15 protein-coding genes and 1 pseudogene are annotated in these 15,883 nt (G+C 64.1%); 5 read left to right on the forward strand and 11 right to left on the reverse strand.

Annotated elements, in window-relative coordinates:
* The 4 genes and pseudogenes from VHB27_RS02370 to VHB27_RS02385 all read right to left on the reverse strand — a co-directional run.
* A pseudogene (locus tag VHB27_RS02370) lies at nucleotides 1-379 on the reverse strand (benzoyl-CoA 2,3-epoxidase subunit BoxB); the annotation flags it as partial.
* Nucleotides 380-392: 13 nt separating this feature from the next.
* Nucleotides 393-2,036 (reverse strand): 2,3-epoxybenzoyl-CoA dihydrolase, encoded by a 1,644-nt coding sequence (gene boxC, locus VHB27_RS02375; RefSeq protein ID WP_325597319.1) that lies wholly within the window; start codon nucleotides 2,034-2,036, stop codon nucleotides 393-395.
* Complete coding sequence (locus tag VHB27_RS02380; protein WP_325597320.1) at nucleotides 2,033-2,932, reverse strand: alpha/beta fold hydrolase; 900 nt, start codon at nucleotides 2,930-2,932, stop codon at nucleotides 2,033-2,035. The genes boxC and VHB27_RS02380 overlap by 4 nt, the downstream gene beginning before the upstream one ends.
* A complete protein-coding gene (locus tag VHB27_RS02385) occupies nucleotides 2,932-4,461 on the reverse strand; it encodes a benzoate-CoA ligase family protein (RefSeq protein WP_325597321.1) in 1,530 nt (509 codons plus the stop codon). Before VHB27_RS02385 ends, VHB27_RS02380 begins: the two co-directional genes overlap by 1 nt.
* Nucleotides 4,462-4,602: 141 nt before the next feature.
* Between VHB27_RS02385 and VHB27_RS02390 the strand changes: the two genes are divergently transcribed.
* The gene (locus VHB27_RS02390) at nucleotides 4,603-6,204 is read left to right on the forward strand and encodes a GMC family oxidoreductase (protein WP_325597322.1); all 1,602 of its coding nucleotides are present in this window, start codon (nucleotides 4,603-4,605) and stop codon (nucleotides 6,202-6,204) included.
* 6 nt (nucleotides 6,205-6,210) lie between these two features.
* Here the strand turns inward: VHB27_RS02390 and VHB27_RS02395 are convergent, their stop codons facing one another.
* Nucleotides 6,211-6,372, reverse strand: coding sequence for a hypothetical protein (locus VHB27_RS02395; RefSeq protein WP_325597323.1), 162 nt, complete (start codon nucleotides 6,370-6,372; stop codon nucleotides 6,211-6,213).
* Nucleotides 6,373-6,570: 198 nt separating this feature from the next.
* Here VHB27_RS02395 and VHB27_RS02400 point away from each other — a divergent pair, with 198 nt between their 5' ends.
* Nucleotides 6,571-7,725, forward strand: a complete 1,155-nt coding sequence (locus VHB27_RS02400) for an alpha/beta fold hydrolase (protein WP_325597324.1) — start codon at nucleotides 6,571-6,573, stop codon at nucleotides 7,723-7,725.
* A 44-nt stretch (nucleotides 7,726-7,769) separates the two neighbouring features.
* Here the strand turns inward: VHB27_RS02400 and VHB27_RS02405 are convergent, their stop codons facing one another.
* The 4 genes from VHB27_RS02405 to VHB27_RS02420 are packed head-to-tail and all read right to left on the reverse strand — an operon-like array spanning nucleotide 7,770 to nucleotide 10,829.
* The gene (locus VHB27_RS02405) at nucleotides 7,770-8,123 is read right to left on the reverse strand and encodes a nuclear transport factor 2 family protein (protein WP_325597325.1); all 354 of its coding nucleotides are present in this window, start codon (nucleotides 8,121-8,123) and stop codon (nucleotides 7,770-7,772) included.
* A gap of 35 nt (nucleotides 8,124-8,158) precedes the next feature.
* Complete coding sequence (locus tag VHB27_RS02410; protein ID WP_325597326.1) at nucleotides 8,159-9,124, reverse strand: alpha/beta fold hydrolase; 966 nt, start codon at nucleotides 9,122-9,124, stop codon at nucleotides 8,159-8,161.
* Nucleotides 9,021-10,085: a mandelate racemase/muconate lactonizing enzyme family protein gene (locus VHB27_RS02415; RefSeq protein ID WP_325597327.1), complete on the reverse strand. Its 1,065-nt coding sequence runs from the start codon at nucleotides 10,083-10,085 to the stop codon at nucleotides 9,021-9,023. The genes VHB27_RS02410 and VHB27_RS02415 overlap by 104 nt, the downstream gene beginning before the upstream one ends.
* Nucleotides 10,086-10,109: 24 nt before the next feature.
* Nucleotides 10,110-10,829 (reverse strand): lysoplasmalogenase, encoded by a 720-nt coding sequence (locus VHB27_RS02420; protein WP_325597328.1) that lies wholly within the window; start codon nucleotides 10,827-10,829, stop codon nucleotides 10,110-10,112.
* A 321-nt stretch (nucleotides 10,830-11,150) separates the two neighbouring features.
* On the opposite strand from VHB27_RS02420, the gene VHB27_RS02425 reads away from it, so the two are divergent.
* Nucleotides 11,151-11,792 (forward strand): 4'-phosphopantetheinyl transferase family protein, encoded by a 642-nt coding sequence (locus tag VHB27_RS02425; RefSeq protein ID WP_325597329.1) that lies wholly within the window; start codon nucleotides 11,151-11,153, stop codon nucleotides 11,790-11,792.
* Nucleotides 11,793-11,803: 11 nt separating this feature from the next.
* Here the strand turns inward: VHB27_RS02425 and VHB27_RS02430 are convergent, their stop codons facing one another.
* Nucleotides 11,804-13,393 carry an ABC transporter substrate-binding protein gene (locus tag VHB27_RS02430; RefSeq protein WP_408903959.1) on the reverse strand — a complete coding sequence of 530 codons (1,590 nt, stop codon included), beginning with the start codon at nucleotides 13,391-13,393 and terminating at the stop codon, nucleotides 11,804-11,806.
* Between the two features lie 124 nt (nucleotides 13,394-13,517).
* On the opposite strand from VHB27_RS02430, the gene VHB27_RS02435 reads away from it, so the two are divergent.
* A complete protein-coding gene (locus VHB27_RS02435; protein WP_325597331.1) occupies nucleotides 13,518-14,243 on the forward strand; it encodes a maleate cis-trans isomerase family protein in 726 nt (241 codons plus the stop codon).
* A 22-nt stretch (nucleotides 14,244-14,265) separates the two neighbouring features.
* Entirely contained in the window at nucleotides 14,266-14,799 is a 534-nt protein-coding gene (locus VHB27_RS02440) for an ester cyclase (RefSeq protein ID WP_325597332.1), read from the forward strand.
* A gap of 124 nt (nucleotides 14,800-14,923) precedes the next feature.
* Here VHB27_RS02440 and aqpZ read toward each other — a convergent pair whose 3' ends face one another.
* A complete protein-coding gene (gene aqpZ / locus VHB27_RS02445; RefSeq protein WP_325597333.1) occupies nucleotides 14,924-15,721 on the reverse strand; it encodes an aquaporin Z in 798 nt (265 codons plus the stop codon).
* Nucleotides 15,722-15,883: the final 162 nt, after the last annotated feature.

Here is a 15,883-nt window from a genome sequence, read left to right on the forward strand (position 1 = left end):
CGGGTTCTGTGTCACCCTGGATCACCAGCAGCCGGCGCAGCATGGCGCGATATTCACCGGGAACGTCCTGCCACACCGGTTCACCTTTATGGGCGCCGAACGGGATCGTACGGTCCTCCACGGCAGGGGCCAGGAGAATTCCCCATTTATATTCGGGCATGCGGACGAAGCCGAACTTTGCCCAACCCTCGCTGCCGACGCCGACCGCAGTGCGCAGATAGACCGGATCATTGGAAAACACCGCCGGTCCCATCGACTTCCACCAGTCGATATAGCCGGGATGCCAGGTCTCCAGCGCCTTCCGCACCCGCAGGTCGGTCGAGAGGCCGACATTGTTCGGGATCAGGCCGTCGTAGTCGATCTGTCCGCCGTCGGGCATGGGTGCCTCCCTTTTACACGCGCTCCGGATTGTAGTCCGGCCGTACGCCGGAGCCGTAACGTTTCAGCGATCCGGCCTCGCCCACGGCGTTGGGGCGCTGGAAGATCCAGTTCTGCCAGGCGGTCAGACGGCCGAAGATGCGCGTTTCCATCGTCTCGGGGCCAGCGAAGCGGAGATTGGCCTCCAGGCCCGTCAGCGCGTCGGCCGAGAATGAGGCACGCTCCTCCAGAATCAGCCGGACCTCGTCATCCCAGTCGATTGCATCATAGGCGAAGGTGATCAGGCCGAGTTCCTCGGCGTCGTCAGCCAGCAGTGTTTCACCGACCCGTTCGGCCGAACGGTCGAGGGAGGTCGGTTCGCCCAGAAAACGGTTGGCGAGGCGGGTCAGGCCGTTCCCCATCGGATAGACGCCGAAGTTCAGCGCCGACAGGTGCAGCGTCGCTGGTCCCCGGTTGTCGCCGAGACTGTCGCCGCTGAACATGATGGCGCGATCGGCGGCGAATGCCAGCTCCAGCAGCGTGCCGGCGAAGCAGCTTCCCGGCTCGATCAGCGTGATCATGCTGCGCGCCATCATGTCGACCCGCTTCAGCGTGCGCTTCCAATACAGGCGGATTTCGTTCACCAGCCAATCGGATTGATATTGCTCCAGCAGCCCGTCGGCGGCCAGCACCTGCGCTGGGTCGCCCACGGTGCGGAACACCAGCAAGCCAATCGCGGGTTCGTTCAACCGCAGATGCAGCAGCGCGTCATCGAGTTCCCGCGCCAACGCCAGAGGCCAGAATCCTGCCCCCGCCTCATGGATACCCCGTACATCGCTCGGCAAGTCATCGGGCCCGGATAAGGTGATGTTGGCTAGTCGGCCCTCGCGGTCGATTTCGATACGGAGATGCGGATAGACAATCCGATCCGGCTCGATCGCGCGGGCCAACGGCGCCAGCACGATCCCGGTCTCGCCATGGCGCGCAGAGCGGTCTGCGAGTCCCGATGCGCGCTCGGCGACTTTCGCTTCCCAGGCCGACGGTGGCACGACTTCATCCACCAGGCGCCAGTCGACGGCACGCCGGCCGCGGACGCCTTCCTCGGTCGTACAGAACACGTCCGCGAGGTCGCGCCGCACTTTTCGCTTGTCGGTCAGCCGCGTCAGCCCGCCGGTTCCGGGCAGCACCGCGAGCAGCGGCAGTTCCGGCAGGGAAACAGTGGAGCGGCGGTCGTCGATCAACATGATGTACTCGGTGGATTCGGCCAGCTCATATCCGCCCCCGGCCGCGGTCCCGCTGATCGCGGCCATATAGATCTGGCCGGAATTCTCCGAGGCATCCTCCATCGCCAGCCTGGTTTCGTTGGTGAACTTGCAGAAATTCACCTTGTGCCCATGTGACGCGCCGGCCAGCATCCGGATATTGGCTCCCGCGCAGAACACATTCTCCTTGGCGGAGCGCAGGACGACGCAGCGAATCTCCGGATGCTCGAACCGAAGGCGCTGGATGGCGTCTGCCAGTTCGATATCCACGCTGAGGTCGTAGGAGTTCAGCTTCAGCTCATAGCCGTCCATCAACCCGCCGGCCGGGTCGACATCCATGGTCAGCGTGGCGACGGGCCCATCGAAGGACAGGCGCCAATGGCGGTAGCGGTCCGGGTCGGTCTGGAAGTCGATCATGGGACGGGGTGCCTGACAGTAGCGGCGATGAAGCGGGTGATAGTTTCCAGCGTCGCCTCCTTCGCTTCCAGATGCAGGGAATGGCGTGCGGCCGGAATCAAGACGGTTTCGACCGGCGCGGTGATGTGGGCGCGCATGGCATGGAGCTGCTGGTCCGACCCGTACGGATCATCGGCGCCTTGCAGGCCGAGGGTCGGGACGGCGACGGTGGGCAAGTAACCGGTGATGTCGAAGCCGCGGAAGCGGGGGTCGAGCCAGGCGCCGTTCCAGCCGTAGAAGGCGATATCGGGGTCACGGTGATAACGGCTAAGGCGATCCCGAAGATCACCGGTCTCATAGGCGGCCTTGATCGCACGGATACTGGCGATGTTGAGGTCCTCGACGAAGAAATGGGCGGCGATGGTGATCAGGATGCGGAGATTGGGCGACCCGTCATGGCGGGCGGAGGCCAACCAACCACGCCTTCGCCCCGCAGCATCGGACGTCGTCGGTGGCCGAGACAAGCCTGGCCACGACACGGCAGGGGAAGTGGAGCGCCTGCCCGCCGTCCCTGCATAGATCGCCGCGATCGACCCGCCGTCGGAATGACCGACCAATACCGCATCCCGTACCCCAGCTTGGGCGAGCACAAGCGGCAGCACGACCTGTGCCTCGTTATGCATGTAGGTCATCGGCCTCGGCAGTGTCACCGGGTCGGATTGGCCGTAGCCGTGGCGCGAATAGGCGAACACCCCCAGCCCGGTGCGCGCCGCCAGGTGTTCCGGCACGTCCCGCCACAAGGCAACGCAACCTAGGCCCTCATGCAGCAGCACGATGGTCGGTGCCGCCTCGGGGCCAGGGCCCCACCAGGCGGTCTCGATCCGGCCTTCGGGCAGGGTCAGCCAGCCGGTGCGCATCAGACCTCCCGCAGACGGAAGCGCTGGATCTTGCCGGTCGCCGTCTTTGGCAACTGATCCACCACCTCGATCCATCGCGGGTATTTCCACACGCCGATCCGATCCTTCACGTGCCGTTGCAGCGCCGGCAGCAGCTCTGAAACGTCCTGGTCCTGTGCCGTTTCCGTCAGGATTACGAACGCCTTGGGCTTGACCAGCCCGTCGCGATCCTGCCGGCCGATCACCGCCGCTTCCAGCACCGCCGGGTGGGCGATCAGCGCCTCCTCGACCTCGAAGGGTGAGACCCAGACGCCGCCGACCTTCAGCATTTCGTCGCTGCGACCCTGGAAGCGGTAATAGCCCTCCGCATCGCGGATATAGGTGTCGCCGGTATAGGTCCAGGAGCCACGGAAGGTCCGGCGGGTCTTGTCGCGCTGGTTCCAGTAGCCCTCGGCCGCACTCTCGCCGCGCACGACCAGTTCCCCAGGCTCCCCGTTCGGCACCGGACGATCATGCTCGCCCAGGATCATCGCCTCATATCCCGGCACGGGCTTGCCGGAGGAGCCGTAGCGCACGTCGTCATGGCGGTTGCTGATGAAAATATGCAGCATCTCGGTCGAGCCGATGCCGTCCAGGATGTCGGCACCCACCAAAGACTTCCAGCGCAGGCCGATATCCTCGGGCAGTGCCTCGCCGGCCGAGATGCAGCAGCGCAGGCGTGACGACCCGGCGCCTGGTCGGATGAACGGGTTAGCCAGCAGCGCGGCGTACAGCGTCGGCACGCCGCCGAACAGCGTCGGATTGGCACGCTCCATCACGCCCAAGACCGCCTCCGGCGTCGGCCGGTCCGGCAGGAACACGCTGGAGGCACCGACCGATTGCGGGAAGGTCAGGCTGTTGCCCAGCCCATATGCATGAAACGCCTTCGCCGCCGAGAACATCACGTCATCCGCCTGAATGCCGAGGACCCCGGCACCATAGGTCTGAGCGGTGACGCGGAGGCTGGCATGGAGATGCTTGACGCCCTTCGGCGCACCCGTCGATCCGGATGAATACAGCCAGAACGCGACCTCATCCCCCATCGCGTCGACGGTTGGGGTGGCCGGATCGCCACGCGCCAGGAAGGCGGACAAGCCGGAACCCGAGTCGCCCGCGGGACGCGAGACGATGATGTGCCGCAGCCCGGCAAGCACCTCGCCCAGTCCCTTCACCAGCGGTTCCGACACCACGGCCCCCACCGCTCGGCTGTCCGACAGGATATAGCGCACCGTATCGGGCGTCAGCAGCGTGTTGATCGGCACCGGGATCACGCCCGCCCGCAATGCGCCCCAGAAGGCAACGGGGAAGTCGATCGTGTCCTGCAGCAGCAGGACCAGCCGCCGTTCCCGCTCGATCCCGGCGGTGGCCAGGGCGCCGGCGAAGCGGCGGGTCGCGTCCTCCAGCCCCGCATATGTCAGGGTGCGCCATGGATCCTGGAACGCCAGGCGATCCCCGGCGCCCTGCCGTGCATGCCGGTCCACGAACCAATCGACCGCGTTCCCGGTTTCCATCCCCATCATCCCTCAGGCGTTCGGCCGATCTTACACCGGTCCAATCCCGCTGTGTCACAGGCTGCCGAGTCTGGTGCGTTCGCGTCAACGATCCTAAACAGAAACCAGTCCGTCAGAGGGCGGCGAAGGGGAAACGAGAGGATGCAGAGTTACGACTACATCGTCGTCGGTGCGGGATCGGCCGGCGCGGCGGTGGCCCATCGGCTATCGGCCGACCCGCGCGACAAGGTGTTGCTTCTGGAGGCCGGTCCCGCCTCCCACCCCTGGTCTCGGATCCCCATCGGTTTCGCGCGATTGATCAACAACCCGAAGGCCAACTGGCTCTATACCGCCGAACCCGAGCCCCACACGAATGGCCGCCGCCTGCCCGTCCCGCGCGGCAAGATGCTGGGTGGGTCCAGCGCCATCAACGGCATGGCTTTCGTGCGCGGCCAGGCGCAGGATTTCGACACTTGGGCGCAGATGGGCAACTCCGGTTGGAGCTATGCCGACGTTCTGCCCCTCTTCAAGCGGATGGAACGATATGAGGGAGGAGGCGACGACGCCTATCGCGGCCGCGAAGGCCCGCTGCGCATCACAGACCCCCAGCCGACACCGCTTCTGGCGGCGCTGATCGAGGCCGCGGGCCAGGTCGGCATCCGCCACAACCCGGACTACAACGGCGCGGCCCAGGACGGCATCGCCATGAGCCAGGCCAGCATCGCCAACGGCAAGCGCATGAGCACGGCGCGCTGCTACCTGGAGCCGATCCGCGGGCGGCAGAACCTGCACATCCAGGCTGAGGCGTTGACCGAGGCGCTGATCTTCGATGGCACGCGTTGTACCGGCGTCCGCTATCGCGTCGGCGACACCGTCCACTCTGCAAGCTGCGCGCGGGAAGTCGTGGTCAGTGCCGGATCGGTGAACTCGCCGCAATTGCTCGAACTGTCCGGCATCGGCCAGGCGGAGCGGCTGCGCTCGCTGGGCATTCCGGTGGTCCACGATCTGCCCGGTGTCGGCGAGAACCTGCGTGACCACTTCGCGCCGCGCACGCGATGGGAAATCGGCAAGCGCGGCACGAGCTACAACGATACCGGACGCGGCATCGGACTGGTCGGACAGGCGCTGAACTATGCCCTGACCGGCAAGGGGATGCTGGGTATGGTGGCGGCGCCGCTGCGGGCCTTCGTCCGCTCCCGCGACGGGCTGGAGGCACCCGACCTGCTTCTCGGCTGGGTGCCGATGCTGACCGAGTTGACGCCGAAAGGACCGATCCTGTCGAAGCAGTCGGGGATGACCTGCTACGCCCACCCGATGCGGCCTGAGAGCCGGGGGCACATCCACATCACCGCCAACGATCCACGCCGCGCGCCGGCAATCAACTTCAACTTCCTGTCGTCGCCGATCGATGCGGAGCTGACGGTCCGGGCGATCCGGATCGCCCAGTCGATCATGCGCGCCCCGGCGATGGGGCCATTCCAGTTGAAGGAACTTGCGCCTGGCGAGGACCTGACGCGGGACGACGAAATCCTCGACTGGGTGAAACGCGCCGCCGAGACGACCTATCACCCTGTGGGGACCTGCAAAATGGGACAGGATCCGATGGCCGTAGTCGATGCGCGCCTGCGCGTGCATGGCCTAACCGGGCTGCGGGTGGCGGATGCCTCGATCATGCCGACGCTGACGTCGGGCAACACCAATGCGCCATCGATCATGATCGGAGAAAAGGCGGCCGCCATGGTGCTGGAGGACAACGCGAGGTAGTCCCTGTCAGCCGCCTTTCACATCCCTTGTCAGCAGCGCCGGCATGTTCACGTCGTGATGGCCGGCGAGCAATTTCTCCTCGTCTTCATAGCCATCGTCCTGATTCGTTTTGCTGGCGTCCGGCGTCTTGTGGCCGGGTATTCCTTTTCTTTTATCGTCTTCGCCCATGGGTCAGCCTCCGTCAAACAACGTCGCGGAAGTCCGCCGCCCGCGAGACTAAGGGCGACCTTGTGACTGTAATCAAGTTTCGATGTGCGGTGCAATAATGCTCCTGTCGACACGTCATAAGTGTGCGCCCCTTTCGGACCCGCGCCCGGCCGCGTACGCTACTGGCTGACAAGCAGATCGTCCTGGGAGACGTCCATCATGGCCACACCCCACGCCCCGCTCGACCCCGCCTTGCTGCCCGATGGCATTCGGTCTCGATTTGTTCAGAACGTGAACGGATTGACCGTCCATTTCCTGGAGGCCGGCACACATGGCCGCCCTTGCCTGTTACTGCTGCACGGCTTCCCCGAGATCGCCTACTCCTGGCGGCGGGTCATGCCGGCCCTGGCCGATGCCGGGTACTACGTTGTCGCGCCCGATCTTCGCGGCTATGGCCGCACCACCGGCTGGGTCGCGGACTACGACTCGGACTTGGCGCCCTGGCGGCCGGTCAACCTGGCGCGCGATGCTGTCGGGCTGGTCTTTGCCCTGGGCTATCGGTCGGTCGCCGCTGTGATCGGCCACGACTTCGGTTCCCCGGTCGCGGCGTGGTCGACGCTGATCCGACCGGACATTTTTCGCTCCGTCGCGCTGATGAGCGCGCCGTTTCCGGGACCGCCCAGCGTTCCGTTCGATACGCTGAACATCCCCCCATCAGTTCCACCCGAGAATATCAATGTCGCCCTCGCTCGGCTGCAACGGCCGCGTAAGCATTATCACCACTACTTCGCCCGTCGGCAGGCGAACGAGGAGTTGATGAATGCGCCACAGGGACTACACGACTTCCTGCGAGCCTATTACCATTACAAAAGTGGTGACTGGACCCGCAACGACCCCCATCCGATCGCCGGCTGGACGGCCGAAGCGTTGGCGGAAATCCCGACCTACTACATCATGGACCGAGATCGCACGATGCCGGAAACGGTCGCGCCTGAGATGCCGACCGCTGCGGAGATCGCAGCGAACGCTTGGCTGCCAGATGCCGCTCTGGCGGTTTACACCCAGGAATACCGCCGCAACGGCTTCCAGGGCGGTCTGCAATGGTATCGTGTGACTACGACAGGCCGTTACGCCGGTGAGATGGAACTGTTCACCGGCCGAACGATCGACGTGCCGAGCCTGTTCCTGTCCGGAAAGCGGGATTGGGGCGTGCATCAGACGCCTGGCGCATTGGAACGGATGCGTACTGTCGCTTGCACCCGGATGACGATTTGCGAGCTGGTCGATGGCTCCGGTCACTGGCCGCAGCAAGAGAATCCGGAGGCAACCGTCGCCCTGCTGCTCCGCTTTCTGAAGGAGCAGCAGGCGAATTAGATGAAAGCCGAGTGACCGCGACTGATGGTTGCCTGGTGCAGCGGTCATGGAACCCGTGTCGCCTGGCGCAAAATCAACTGCCATCGATCCCCATGCCGCGTCCATACCAACGTCGTGATCAGTTGTGTCGGCGGATGCGGCACGCCGCGCGGTCCGCCGATGAAGTCCAGGATCGCATAGACCACCGCCATGTCACCACTCAGGACAATCCGCTGCGATACCGGCACAACTCGCTCATACTCATAAAGTCCATTACGGACTCCGTCGAGGAACTGAGTCTTGGTTTCCGCCAATCCGGTCGAATGAATATAGACGCAATCGTCCGACAACAAACCGGACAGAGCTGCGATGTCGTGTGCCAGCATAGCCTGATACAGCGCGACGGTGGCTCGTTCCATCTGTGACCTCCCGATTATCTGACCATAGGTATAGATCAGAACAGCCGAATCGACCAAGGCTGAGCACGGTCGCAGATCGCTTGGATCCAGCGGTTGATGTCCCCTGCCACGTCGCAATCGTCGGGCGCGTACATCAGCGCGTGGTCCGCTGCCGGATAGATTGTTTCAGTATAATGGTCGGCGCCGACCCGACGGCGCAGCAGAGTGCTGTTACGGGTATTGTCGCTGATGCGATCCGCGCCCGCGACAAGATGCAGTACGGGCATCTGCAGTGGCTTGCCCGGTACGGTGTAGATACGCTCCATCCGTCCGGATTGAAACAGCAGGCGCGTCGTGACGCTGTTCAGGCGTAGCGTGTCGCGGGCAATCTGCGCCAGCCCCTCCGGCCGGTTGGTCAGCAGTGTGTCTTCTGCCACCGGCATCCGCAGTAGCAGAGGAAGTTCCTTTGTCGCCAAGGCAAAGAGCCGAGCGGCCCTGGAGTAAGAGCGTTGGACGAAAAAGGCGGGCGCCATCAAGATCAATCCGGAGAGATCGCGCGGATGCGCGACGGCATGCGCCAATGCCCAGCGCGCGCCCCAGGAATAGCCGAGACAGTAGATCTCCTTGCCCTCCGCGAATGCCTGGATCGCTCCTTGCAAGGCGAGGGTCAACAGCCGCCAGTCCGGCAGGTCGCCGCGGCGCCCGTCGCTTAGCCCAGAGCCAAAACGGTCGATCGCCACGACGCGATGCCCGGACCTGGCCAGGCGCGGGCCCAGCGGCGCGAACCATCCCCCATGGCTTTCCAGTCCGTGCAGCATCAGGATTGTGTCGCGTGGCTTCGGCGGCTGCCACACACGAAGGTGCAAGCGCTGGCGACCGACTACCAGAACCGCCTCACGCGCCGTGGTGAAAGGGACTTCAAAGGACAAAGGTTCGCTGCTCGATCTTGTGGCGGTCGATCCGCTCTCGTGCGACGGTGATGCCCAGACCCGGTCCTTCGATCGGCTCCCCGATCCCGCCATGGCCGAAGCGGACAGAGGGGACGGTCACATCCTCCTTCAACAGGAGATCGCCGTAGGAACCTTCAAGAGTTCGCGGCGCCGTCATCGCGGCCAGATGCCGTCCGGCCGCGGCGAGAATACCGGTCTCGCCCATCGACGCGCCGATGTGATGGCGAAGACCGTGCCGTTGCACTAGGTCGGAAATCGCCAACGCCGGTACGAAGCCGCCGACTTTGCTTAAACGCACGTTGATGCCGTGACCCAGGTGTTGATGAATGGCGTCCCGCGCTTCCTGCAGTGAACATACCGTTTCGTCCAGTATGATGTCGGCGCCTGCCTGCGCCGCGACGCGTGCCAGGCCCGCATGATCATCGCGCGGCACAGGCTGTTCGACATAATCGATCCCAAATGGCGTCCAGCCACGGATGGCGGCGATCGCCTGGTCCGCGGTCCAGATGGCAGTAGTTCCGATACCGACCCGAACCTCCGGCCCAAACACGGCGCGGCAGGCCCGCAAGGCGTCGCGGTCGGCGCCGCTGGAATCCAGCTTGAGCTTCAGGCGGGTGAAGCCCGCGTCAAACAGGCGCGCAACGTCAAGCGTCGCGCTGTCCGTCACGCCGCCATACGGGCAGTATGGTCCGGCTGGCCTGTTGAAAATCTCGTAGACCGTCAGACCGAAGGCCCGGCCATAGGCGTCGACCAGTGCCAGCTCGATCAGGCAGCGCAGGGCATTGCCGTCAATGGCGATGGCCCCTGCCCGCATGAAAGTCGTGAAGTCCTCCGGATCGTCGAAATGCAGCGGCGCCAGGCAGGCCGGATCGAATGCGTCGAGGATGGACTTGTCGTCCAATGCTTGGCACTCGCCAAAGCCGATCGTCCCGTCCTCCAGCATCAGTCGCAGCACGATGTTGTTCGACCACTGCGGAAGGACGAATCGGAACGGAATTGCCAGGTGATACAGATCAACGCGGTCAATTTTCATCCGATACCACTCGCCGATACCCCGTCACGGCGGGACATGGGAATGTCCTCTGCCAACAAGCAGCGGAATGCTGGACGCGATCAGGAACTGGGCGGCGAAGTAGGTTGTCTGGACCCAGAGCTGCGGCGAGGCGAGTTGCATGTACCAGCGATCGATCGCCAAGAGACAGTCGGACAGGACGAACAGCAGGACACCAATGAGCATCCGCAGCGTCGCCGGCGATCTGGGATCCGCTTGCCAGGCCGACAGAGTCGCCGCCAGCACGATGGTTTCCACCAGAGCGTAGAGCAGGATAACCGGTCGAAGCCCCGGATCGATTCCCGGAATGACGAACGCCATGATCGCGGCGTTGATGCACAGCGCACCAGCGAGCCATGGCGCCAACCGGAGCGGCCGTGTGAAGACAGGCCAAAGGCTGCTGGCGTAGCAGGCCTGGGCGGCCGTGCAGATGACGACACCAGCAGCGAAATTCGATTCGAGCACGATCCCGCCGGCCAGCAACAGCATAAGCCCGACCACGCGCAGCCGCCCGGCTACCGAGGAGGCGAGGCCCGCGCCGATCCCGACGGCCGCAATCAGCAATGCGATCGGGATACCTCTGGCGAGTTGAAACGCATCCCGCGATCCATATTCGGCCAGCAGGACGCAAAACACGGCGGAGCCGACGTAGAATATCGACCATCGTAGCGACAGGATCGCAATGGCCTCCAGCCGATCATAACAGGCGGTCATGGCCACAAACATCCCGGTGTCGGCGACGATACTCCGAGGGCTTCCGCCCAAAGGGAACCGGGCGGCATCAAAAAGCTGCGTATTATCACGATTTCACAATGGACAACGAAGCCGCGTTGTCTCGAACGGATCTTTAATTTATAGCAATCCACATTACGGTAGCAACCAGAAATTGTAGACAACATAAGCAATTTGGCTTACGGACCCGCACGGGGCATCACGATCTTGTGACCATAACCCGATGAAAGTTGGGGGAAGGATCCGGCCGCCGCGCCGTCTAGACACCCTGGGGCCTTCCTGAACAGGCGCCCGGCCAACAAACGGGGAAATGCCTTGCCGCCTGCCTCGTCCCACCGGGCGTCAAACCTGGACGACGCGATTGCACGCCTGGCGCGTCCGGGGGTCTCCATCGGATATCGGATCATCACGCCGGGCGACGAGAATACGCTGCTGCCCGCCGAAGCCGAAGCATTCTCGTCCAGCGTCATCAAAGTGCGGCGTCAGAGCGCCGCCGCCCGGTTGGTCGCGCGAGCATTGCTGGCCGAGCGGGGACTTCCCGGCGCGGTGCTGCGTCGTGGGCCGTCGCGGGCGCCGATCTGGCCGGCGGGCATCGTCGGGTCCCTGGCACATGACAGCCAGGTCGCAATCGCGGCGATCGCGTCCGACCGCATGCTTGCGGGGATCGGGATCGATGTCGAACCGGCGGAACCACTGCCCACCGGTCTGGCCGAGATGGTGGCGACGCCGTCGGAACGGCGGCGTTACGGGCGCGCTCTGTCCGAAACACGGCTCCTCTTCGCGATCAAGGAGGCCGTTTACAAGGCATGCCATCCGCTCGACGGCGTGTTCCTCGATTTCCAGGACGTGGACGTCGATCTGCCGCGGCTACAAGCGGAAACGCGTCAAGGCCGGCGCGTGGAGATCGCGTTCGTGGAATGGCCTCGGGTGGTCGCGGTGGCGTATCTACCTCCGTGAACGGGAAATGATCAGACCCGCCGAACCCCCGTGAACAAATTGAGCCCCTTCTGCATCCCGGTCAGGTCCGCTCGGAATGCCGCCGGTTGGTCGTAAAGGCCCAAGGGCACCATTGGGACATCCGTGAAGGCTTGGCGCTGAATCTCGGCTGCCAGGGCCTTCTGCGTGGTGGCGTCGGGCGCGCGCAACCAGGCGTCGCGAAGCGATTCGAGCTTCGGCGACCTGGCCCAACCGTCATTGGCCGTCTTGCCGTCGCCGCGCAACGCGGAGCTGCAGGCCGGATTGTCCCAATCGAGGCCACCGGTAAAAGTGCCAAGGATACTCCAACCGCCCTGGTCGATCGGATTCTGCCGAAACGCCCGTTGCACGATGGTGCCCCAGTCCAACGTCGCATATTCGACGTTCATCCCCAGGCGGCGCAGCAGGTCGGCCCCGACCAGACAGATGGCGGTGATGCGCGGCACGTCGCCGGACCCCATGAATACGACCTTCTCGCCCTTGTAGCCGGCGGCTATGATGTCCTTCTTCAAGGACTCCAGATCGGGATTGGCCGAAAACGTGTCCATGCCGGCGTTGCTGGCATACGCCGAGGTCGGAGCAAAGAAGCCGACATGGTCGTTGATCGTCGCGCCATCGGATTCGCCGGCCACTGCCGTCATGAACTCCCGCTGGTTCACCGCACGCAGCACAGCGCGGCGGATCGCCGGATTGTCGAAGGGGGGATAAAGCTGGTTCATCCGCAACATGCCGATCAAGCCGGCGGTTTCCAGCACCTCGACCTTCAGGCCCTGGTCGGACTTCAAGGACGGAACGAGATCCATCTGGGGCTGCTCGACCCAGTCCACCTCACCTTCCCGTAGGGCTGCGGCCTGGGTCGCGGGATCGGGAGTCGTTTGCCAGACCACCCGATCGAAATGGGCAATCCGTGGGCCTGCGCAGAAGCTCGGGACACCGTCTCGGGGGACGTACTTGTCGAATTTGGCATAGACGTTGCGCGCGCCGGACACGCGCTCGTCCGGCAGGAAGCGGAACGGCCCGCTGCCGACGACCTCGTTCAACAGCTTCTCGGTGGGTCGGTTGGCCAGGCGCTCCGGCATGATGGCGGGCACCAGGTTGGTCGGCTTGGCGAGCGCTGCCGGCAGAAGCGGGAACGGATGTTTCAGGCGAAAAATGACGGTCTTGTCGTCTTTCGCGCTGAGTTCGTCAGTGGCCGCCATCAAGGCCTGGCCGAACGGATCTCGCGTGGCCCAGCGCCGGAGGCTGGCGACTACGTCGCGCCCCAGCACCGGTGTGCCGTCATGGAACCACAGCCCGTCCCGCAACGTGAGTGTCCAGGTCAGTCCATCGGACTCGACGGTGTGACCGGCCAGCATCTGATGTCGCGGCGTCCAGCTTTCATCCAGGGCGAACAGCGTGTCCCATACCATCAGCACGTGGTTGCGCGTGACCAAGGCGCTCGCCAGTGGGTCCACCAGCGCCAGGTCCGCATAGGGTACGAATGTCAGCGTGGTGGCGGAGGCGGCTCTCAGCACGGACGGACGTGCCAGACCCGCCGCGATAGCCGCTGCCGTGACGGTACGTATCAACTGCCGTCTGTGCATACGTCATGCCTCCGGTCACCCAATATCGGGTCCGCCACAGGCAACGACCGTGCCAGCGCTTGTCGTCGGGTTGCGGAGACATGGAGGAGCAGGCAGCATCCCCGATTATCGGAGAAGACAGGTCATGGAGGGGTGGAGGGCACGGATCGGGTTCCTGGTGCCGCCGGGCAATCCGACGGTTGAACCGGAGATGACGGAACTGGCGCCGCCAGGCGTCTCGGTGCATTTCACCCGCCTGACAGCCAGCGGGCCCGCCGGGACCCATAAGGGCCAGGAGGAGCGTAACCGAACCCAGATCGCCAGCCTGGACGAAGCGGCGCGGCTGCTGGCGATGGTCTCACCTCAGGTCATCGTCATGGCGCACACCGCGACCAGCTATACGCTGGGACGGGAGGCCGAGGCGTCGCTGGTCCAGCGGGTGGAACGCGCGACGGGCACGCGATTCGTGACCGCGTTCGGCAGCGTGCTGGCGGCCCTGACATGCCTGAACGTGCAGCGGATCGCCTATGCCACGCCGTATGACGCCACGTTGACGGAGCAGGGTCGAGCGCATCTGGCGCGGCATGGCTTCGACGTGGTTGGCGTGGGACGGCTGGAGAACGTGCGGAACATTTACGAGGAAACGACCGCGCGCGCCTACGCCGTTGGGCGGCAGGCCGATCGGCCGGAAGCGCAGGCCGTATTCCTCAGCGGGACCGGTATGCCGACGCTGGGGATGCTGCAGGCGCTGGAGGACGATCTTGGCAAACCGGTCTTCTCGGCCGCCTCTGCGATGATGTGGCATGCACTCCGGGTCGCCGGGGTGCGAAGGCCCGTCCCGGGATATGGGATATTGTTGCGTCAGATATGACCGCGACAGGAGGAGTTGGACGATGGCTGAGCGGAATCTGGTGGCTCTGTGGGAAGCGCATTGCCGCTGCGAGTTCGAGACACGGGACGTGGAGGCCACGATGGCGACCATGGTCCCCGCACCATACGTCAATCACGTTCCGACGATGACAGGCGGCGTGGGGCATAACGAACTGAAGCATTTTTATCAGCATCATTTCATCGGCAGCAATCCACCGGATTTCCGCATGATACCAGTTAGCCGCACCGTCGGTGAGAGTTCGATTGTTGATGAGTTCGTCCTGCGCTTTACCCATACGACGGAGATCGATTGGATGGTGCCGAGGATTCCACCGACCGGACGGCCGGTGGAGATCGCAATGGTGGCGATCGTGCGATTCGAGGGCGACAAGCTTGTGCATGAGCACATCTATTGGGACCAGGCCTCCGTGCTTGTGCAGCTTGGACTGCTGGATGCCTCCGGCCTGCCGGTCACGGGTGCGGAGGCGGCTCAAAAGATTCTGGACAAGACCCTGCCGAGCAATGCGCTCATGGGGAACAAATGGCAGCGGGTATAGTCCCTCGACTCTAGGCGAATGCCGAAAAGTCTGGCTATCCGGCACTTGGTGCCGGTGGAGGACTCGAGTGGCGGGAAGTCCGGGATGACGGACCGATTCGTCATCCCGGCCATCCGGCGAGCGATTACACCGCTTCCTTCTCCCACATCAGCCGGGCCACCAGGCCGGCCGCAGCGGCGCCGAGCAGGGGTGCCAGCCAGAACAGCCAGAGTTGATCCAGGTATGGACCGCCCGCGAACAATGCCGGGCCGGTGCTGCGCGCAGGGTTCACCGATGTGTTCGTAACCGGAATGGAAACGAGGTGGATCAATGTCAGCGCCAGTCCGATCGGAATCCCCGCGAAGCCGACCGCCGCACCCTTCGACGTCGTGCCAACAATGATGAACACGAAGAAGAACGTCATGATGACCTCGGTGATCGCGCAGGAAGCGAGATCGTATTTACCGGGACTCAGGTCGCCAAACCCGTTCGAGGCGAAGCCGCCCGGCACCCAGCCCGCCTTACCTGAGGCGATCACCCATAGCACCGCCGAGGCACAGATCGCACCGATGACCTGTGCAATGATGTAGGGAATGAGGTGCCTATTGGCGCAGCGGCCGGCCACCCAAAGCCCGAAGGTGACAGCTGGATTGAAATGGCCGCCGGAGACGTGGCCGACGGCATAGGCCATCGTCAGCACGGTCAGGCCAAAGGCAAACGCGACACCGACGAACCCAATGCCTAGGGTCGGAAAGGCCGCGGCCAGGACGGCCGCACCGCAGCCGCAGAAGACGAGCCAGAAGGTGCCGAAGAATTCGGCCCCGAGACGTCGTGACATATCCATCGCTTTCTCCTCCTTGAATCGGCCAATATCACTGCGCCGGCCATACGATATTATCGGAATCGAGCAACAGAACCCACCCCTGGCAGCAAGTCCAGCCATGGAATAGACCGGAGTCGTTGTGATGATGGTCGGAGGCGAACGCCGCCCGTTTGCCTCGACGTATTCCTAAAAGGTGCCTATCGGCTGCATTTGCGGATAAAACCAACGTCCAACTCGGTGGGAAGCGGCCAAATGTCGTAGGCCGGTATGCACCGAACCGCC

This window comes from Rhodopila sp., assembly GCF_035548235.1.
Lineage (GTDB): Bacteria > Pseudomonadota > Alphaproteobacteria > Acetobacterales > Acetobacteraceae > Rhodopila.